General features: G+C 66.1%; 5 protein-coding genes and 1 pseudogene. 1 reads left to right on the top strand and 5 read right to left on the bottom strand.

Features of this window, described 5'->3' with window-relative positions:
• Positions 1 to 405 (top strand): annotated as a pseudogene (locus RR928_RS23875) (MBL fold metallo-hydrolase); the annotation flags it as partial.
• A 36-nt stretch (positions 406 to 441) separates the two neighbouring features.
• Here the strand turns inward: RR928_RS23875 and RR928_RS23870 are convergent.
• From RR928_RS23870 to RR928_RS23850, 5 genes are all read right to left on the bottom strand, one after another.
• Positions 442 to 1356: an ankyrin repeat domain-containing protein gene (locus tag RR928_RS23870; protein ID WP_332534237.1), complete on the bottom strand. Its 915-nt coding sequence runs from the start codon at positions 1354 to 1356 to the stop codon at positions 442 to 444.
• 241 nt (positions 1357 to 1597) lie between these two features.
• Positions 1598 to 3190, bottom strand: coding sequence for an MFS transporter (locus tag RR928_RS23865; protein WP_332548385.1), 1593 nt, complete (start codon positions 3188 to 3190; stop codon positions 1598 to 1600).
• A gap of 2 nt (positions 3191 to 3192) precedes the next feature.
• Positions 3193 to 5082 (bottom strand): amidohydrolase, encoded by a 1890-nt coding sequence (locus tag RR928_RS23860; protein ID WP_332534239.1) that lies wholly within the window; start codon positions 5080 to 5082, stop codon positions 3193 to 3195.
• A gap of 81 nt (positions 5083 to 5163) precedes the next feature.
• Positions 5164 to 5847, bottom strand: coding sequence for a hydrolase (locus tag RR928_RS23855; protein ID WP_332534241.1), 684 nt, complete (start codon positions 5845 to 5847; stop codon positions 5164 to 5166).
• 60 nt (positions 5848 to 5907) lie between these two features.
• The coding region (locus RR928_RS23850; RefSeq protein WP_332684539.1) for a pirin family protein at positions 5908 to 6369 on the bottom strand (462 nt) is incomplete at its 5' end.

Raw genomic sequence — 6369 nt, 5'->3', positions numbered from 1 at the left:
GACCGCATCACGCTGGGCAACACCAGCGTCACGCTCCATGTGATTCCCGGCCACACCTGGGGCACGCTGGCTTCGGTGTTCGATGTGGCGTGGCAAGGCAAGACGCACCGCGTGCTGCTCTGGGGCGGCACGGGCTTCAACTTCGGCAAGGACATACCGCGGCTTGAAGCCTATGGCGCCTCCACGCAGCGCATGGCCAGTCTTTCCCGCAGCCAGGGCATCGATGTGATGCTGTCCAACCATTCGCGCATGGATGGTTCGCAGACCAAGCTGGAGAGACTGCGCCAGGACCCGGGCACGCCTGCCAATCCTTTTGTGATTGGCCAACCCACCGTCGAGCGCACGTTGACGGTGATGAATCAATGCGCATTGGCGCAGCGCGACCGGTTTGCGCTGATGCCTTGATGCGTGATGCCGGCCCGGCGGCCGGCAACATGGCGCCTAGCTGGTGTGCCAAGGCCCGCAAGGAGCTGTCGGCAAGGAGGGGAGCAAAACGCCTGTCAGTTCGATGTCCGTCGGGACATCGATGACAGCCGGGCAGGGGGCGGCGACTTGCGTGGACAGGTCGATGTCCGACATGGTTTGATTCGTCTCCATGCCATCGGTATCGTCGTGGTTCACGGCTCCCGGCAACACCTGGACATTGTGCTGATCGTCAGACCTTGCTGACCATGGCAGCCGGGCAGGGTCGGTGCCTGGCTGTTCCACGCGTGAATCGCGTTGCGCGAGCATCGCGTACAGCTCCTGCCCAACCCCTTGCCACTGCGCAATCAGCCAGGCGGTCTGCCCGGTGTATGGATTGGCAAGATGTTCATTTGCGCCATTTTCCACAAGCACCTCGGTGGCGTGAAAGTTGGCGTTGTAGAGCGCGACCATCAAGGGGGTGTTCCCGTCGAAGGGATTGATGAAATTGGGATCTGCACCGTGCTCCAGCAGAGTTTTCATCGTGTTCCCAAAAGGCATGGACATTGCCACGATGATGGGGGTAACGCAGGTCCGCGAATCGACGAAATTCACATTCGCTCCACCCTTTAGCAGCCTCCACACTTCCACAGGCTCCGCGCGTTCAACCGCGTCCATCAGCCTCCTGTCCAGCATCAGTTGCGACTGCGCATCGGCCGCCAGTGCGGCCATCAGGGTTTCGCCCGTGGCGCGCGGCGCCGTTGGAACCATTGCGGGCAGCAGGGGCTGCGCGGCATCCTGTTCCAATGCGTCTGCGGGCAGGTAGCTTCGCTTCACCGTGGCGACATCGTCGTCTTCTTCCGCGGGTGGCCGCGGCCGGCGCATGCCCTCGATACACGGTGAAGAGGGGGCCGCATGCATCCCGGTGCTGTTGGCCGGCTTGGGGTCACGCATGGGCAGTGCCTCCGGCATCTTCGGTGTGCATGGGAAGCGGATGGCAGTGTGGAAGCTGGTTTCGCATCTGATGTTGAAGTTGAATTATCTATCGATTGCAATTACACAATAGATTTTATCTATTAAAAGAATTTTTATGTTGAACGCGACGGATTTGTCGTTTTGAAAACACGCCTGCTGCGGTCGATGGGTGCGCAAGGCGCGCAGGCCCTGCATGTTTCTGCAGCGGACAACCGCTTGGCTACTGCGCCAGCGCCAGGAAGTGCTGCACCTGCGGTTTGTCCGGACCGCTGTGCCATTGCAGCACCTCGCCCTGCAGATCCGCATCGGCTTTCGACACGCGCTGGTGCTGGCGCAGATGTTCGGCCCACGACGCCACCAGAAACCATTCCATCACCTGCTGCGCGTCGGCGCTGTGCTCCATCACGCCCCAGGCGTAGGCGCCGTCGCGCAGCCGTTCATGCGACAGGCGGCGGATGGCGGCAAGGAATGCCGGGCGGTTTTCAGCGCGCACCTGGTAGGTGATCTGCACCATGACCGGGCCGCGGTCGTGGGCCACGGGTTCGCTCGGCAGCGGCTCGGGCCAGTGGTTGGATGGTTGCAGATCCGCCTCGCCGGCCGGCAGCCGGGCGCGGTGGAACAGCAGGGCAACGATCACCAAGCCGGCAGCGCTCGCGGCCAGCGCCCAGGGCAGGCCGATGGCGCGCGCCAGCAGGCCCCAGCCCAGGCTGCCCGCGGCCAGCGCGCCGTTGAACACCGTGAGGTAGACGGCGAGACCCCGGCCGCGCACCCAGTTCGGCAGTATGGCCTGGGCCACGCTGTTGAACGTGGTCAGCGCCGTGATCCAGCCCATGCCCAGCAGCAGCATCAGCACGACGGCCAGCCATTGCGGCGGCGCAAACACTAGGGCGGCCATGACACCGGCGCTCAGCAGCGAAGCCGCCAGCACCAGGCCGTCGGCATCGAGCCAGCGTCGCAGATGCGGCATGACCAGTGCACCGGCAATGGCGCCCGCCCCCACCGCGCCCAGCATCACGCCATAGAAGCCCGCCGTGCCGCCCAGCATCTGGCGCGCCACCAGCGGCAGCAGCGCCCAGACCGCGCTGGCGAACAGGAAGAACACGGCGGCGCGCAGCAGCACGCGGTGCAGCTCCTGGCTGGCCCAGGTGTAGCGCAGGCCGGCGCGAAACGCGCCCAGGAAGTTCTCCGACAGCGTGCTGTCGGCGGCTTTCGGCCGCTTCCACCACACAAGGGCGGCAATCACGAACACGTAGCTCAGCACATCGAGGCCATAAGTCACGGCCGCGCCAAAGCTCGCCAATATCAACCCGCCGGCCGCGGGGCCGATGGCGCGCGCGATATTGATGCCCAGCGAGTTGAGCGCCACCGCGCCCTTGAGGTCGGCACGCGGCACCAGCTCGGGAACGATCGACTGCCAGGTCGGGCCCATCAGCGCCGCGCCAATGCCGCCGATGAAAGTCAGCGCGATCAGATATTCCACCGTGAGCGCGCCGGTATGCGACAGCAGCAGCAGGCTGCCGCTGACGGCGGCCAGCACCAGTTGCACGAAGATCAGGAAACGCCGGCGGTCCAGAATGTCCGACAGCACGCCCGCGGGAATCGCCAGCAGGAAGATGGGCAGCGTGGCCGCGGTCTGTATCAGTGCCACGGCCGTGGGGCTGGCCGACAGGTCGGTCACGAGCCAGGAGCTGGCGACGTCGCGCATGAAGCTGCCGGTGTTGCCGAGCACGGTGGCGGCCCAGAGCACGGCAAACACCGGCTGGCGCAGCGCGGCAAAGCTGCCGGCGCTGGAGGGGGTGGCGTGGGTGCCCATGTTCATACCGCCCAGCATGCGCAGCCCAGCGCGCCCCAGAAGCTCTTGGCGTCCGATGTGGGCAGTTGCGTGTTCCAGGAACTGCCGTGCGCATGGCCGTGCACATTGCACAGGCTGGCGCAGGCACAGGCCGCCGCGGCCTGCTGGGCCAGATTCTTCAGCGGGCCGCTGTCCTTGGCGCCCCAGGCACCGTAGCCGCCGAAGCGGCGCACCGGAGACCAGTCGGGCATGGCCGGAGGCAGCGCGGCTTCGTCGAAGCGCGTGAAATCGCCCCCGGCGTAGACCACCTTGCCGCCCACCATGGTCAGCAGCGCCGAAGAGTCGGCAATGTCGGATTCGGGGCAGGCAAAGAAGTCGCGGTCGGGAACGACGAGGTCGGCGAGCTGGCCGGCCTCGATGCGGCCCTTCTTGCCTTCCTCGTTGGAGAACCAGGTGACGTTCTCGGTCCACATGCGCAGCGCCTGCTCGCGGTCCAGGCAGTTGCGCTGGGGCGTGAGCTGCAGGCCGCCGACGGTGCGGCCCGTGACCAGCCACGACAGCGAGACCCAGGGGTTGTAGCTCGCGACCCGCGTGGCGTCGGTGCCGGCCGAGGTCTTGACGCCCATCTCCAGCATGCGCTTGACGGGCGGCGTGGCCTCGGCGGCGCGCGCGCCGTATTGCTCGACGAAGTATTCGCCCTGGTAGGCCATGCGGTGCTGCACGGCGACGCCGCCGCCCAGCGCCGCGACGCGTTCGATGGAACGGTCGGAAATCGTCTCGGCGTGGTCGAAGAACCAGTTCAGACCCGTGAGCGGAGTGTCCTGGTTGACCTTCTCGAACACATCGAGCGCGCGGCTGATGGTCTCATCGTAGGTCGCATGCATGCGCCAGGGCCAGCGGTTCTGCGCCAGCACGCGCACCACTTCCTCGAGTTCGCCTTCCATGCCGGCTTCGAGCTCGGGCCGCGGCTGGCGGAAGTCCTCGAAGTCGGCGGCCGAGAACACCAGCATTTCACCCGCGCCGTTGTGGCGGAAATAGTCGTCGCCCTGCTTGTACTTGGAGGTCGCGGTCCAGTTCAGGAAATCTTCCTTTTCCTGCTTGGGTTTTTGCGTGAAAAGGTTGTAGGCCAGGCGTATGGTCAGCTGGTCGGCTGCGGCCAGTTCCTCGATCACCGCGTAATCGTCGGGATAGTTCTGGAAGCCGCCGCCGGCGTCGATGGCGCCGGTCACGCCCAGGCGGTTGAGCTCACGCATGAAGTGGCGCGTGGAGTTGAGCTGGTATTCGCGCGGCAGCTTGGGACCCAGGGCCAGCGTGGCGTAGAGAATGGCCGCGTTGGGCTTGGCCAGCAGCAGTCCCGTGGGGTTGCCCGCGCTGTCGCGCAGGATCTCGCCGCCATGCGGCGCGGGCGTGTCGCGGGTATAGCCGACGGCGCGCAGCGCCGCGCCGTTGAGCAGCGCGCGGTCATAGAGGTGCAGGATGAACACCGGCGTGTCGGGCGCGGCGGCATTGAGCTCCTCCAGCGTGGGCAGGCGCTTTTCGACGAACTGGTGCTCGGTGAAGCCGCCGACCACGCGCACCCATTGCGGCGCGGGCGTGATGTCGACCTGGGCGCGCAGCATCGCCATCGCGTCGGCCAGGCTGCGCACGCCGTCCCAGCGCAGTTCCATGTTGAAGTTGAGACCGCCGCGGATGATGTGCAGATGGTTGTCGATCAGGCCCGGCAGCGCGCTGCGGCCCTGCAGGTCAATGCGGCGCGTTCCCGCGCCCGCGAGCGCGAGTACTTCGGCATTGCTGCCCACATGGACAAAGCGGCCGTCGGTGATGGCCACGGCCTGGGCCGTGGGATTGGCGCGGTCCAGCGTGGTGAAGCGGCCGTTGAAGAGAACGAGGTCGGGCGTGGAAGGCAATGGCATGGTGTGTCCTGGAATGCGGGGCGCACGCACCCCATTGGTCTTTGGCAGACGCCCCGAGCGTAAGCCCCGGGGCGCGTCCCATCAGCCTTCGTGGGCGTTGAACATGCTCTTGGCGTAGTTGATGCCAATGCCGTAGGCGCCGCCGAACTTCTTGGCAATGCCGGTGGTCATCTCATAGGAATCGGTGCGCGCCCAGTCGCGCTGCAGCTCCAGCAGGTATTGCAGCGAAGTGATGGGGCGGGCGCCGGCCTGCACCATGCGGTCCATCGCACGTTCATGGGCTTCGGTGGAAACATCGCCGCAGGCATCGGCAATCACATAGACCTCGAAGCCCTGGTCCAGCGCCGACAGCGCGGGGCCCACGATGCAGACGCTGGTCCACAGGCCGGCCAGCACGATGCGCGGCTTGGCGATCTCGTTGACGCGGCGGATCACGGCCTCGTCTTCCCAGGTGTTCATCGAGGTGCGGTCCAGCAGCGCCTGGCCGGGGAAGGGCGCGGTCACTTCCTCGAACATCGGGCCGCTGAAGCTTTTCTCGGCCACCGTGGTGAGGATGGTCGAGACGCCGAAGCCGGCGGCGGCATGCGAGACCAGGGCGGCGTTGTTGCGCAGCGTCACGGCGTCTATCGAGTGCGTGGCAAACGCCATCTGCGACTGGAAGTCGATCATCACCAGCGTGTGGTCGTTGGCGTTGAGCAGCGTGGCGCCGGGCTTGGCCACTGCGACAGGTTGAGCGACGGGTTGGGCGCTGTTGGCGTTGTTCATGGCGATATCTCCGAGACTGAATGAATTAAATGAATTGAATGAATGCGTGAAAACAGGGGCTTACATGCCGGGCAGCTCGTTGGGGCGCAGGTCGAAGACCAGCACTTCGGCGTTCTCGCCCTTGGCGAAGCGCAGCGCGCCGGCGTTGCGAATCCGCGCACCGTCGCCTTCGGCCAGGCGCTCGCCGTTGACTTCGACGCTGCCCTGGGCCACATGCACATAGACATGGCGGTTGGCGGCAACTTCCAGCGTCGCGGCTTCGTCGCCGTCGAACAGGCCGGCGTAGACCCGGGCGTCCTGGCGCACGGCCAGCGCGCCTTGTTCGCCCTGGGGCGCGATGATCAGGCGCAGGCGGCCGCGCTTTTCGGCTTCTTCAAAGTGCACCTGCTGGTAGCGGGGCTCGGCGCCGCGCTCGTTGGGCACGATCCAGATCTGCAGGAAGTGCACCGGAGCTTCGGCCGAGTGGTTGAACTCGCTGTGCTGCACGCCGCTGCCGGCGCTCATCATCTGCACGTCGCCGGG

Origin of the sequence: Comamonas sp., from assembly GCF_036666375.1 — a bacterium.
In the GTDB taxonomy this organism is placed as follows: Bacteria; Pseudomonadota; Gammaproteobacteria; order Burkholderiales; family Burkholderiaceae_C; genus Comamonas.
Note: the sequence above shows the minus strand (reverse complement) of the source record. Positions and strands in the feature narration are given on the sequence as shown.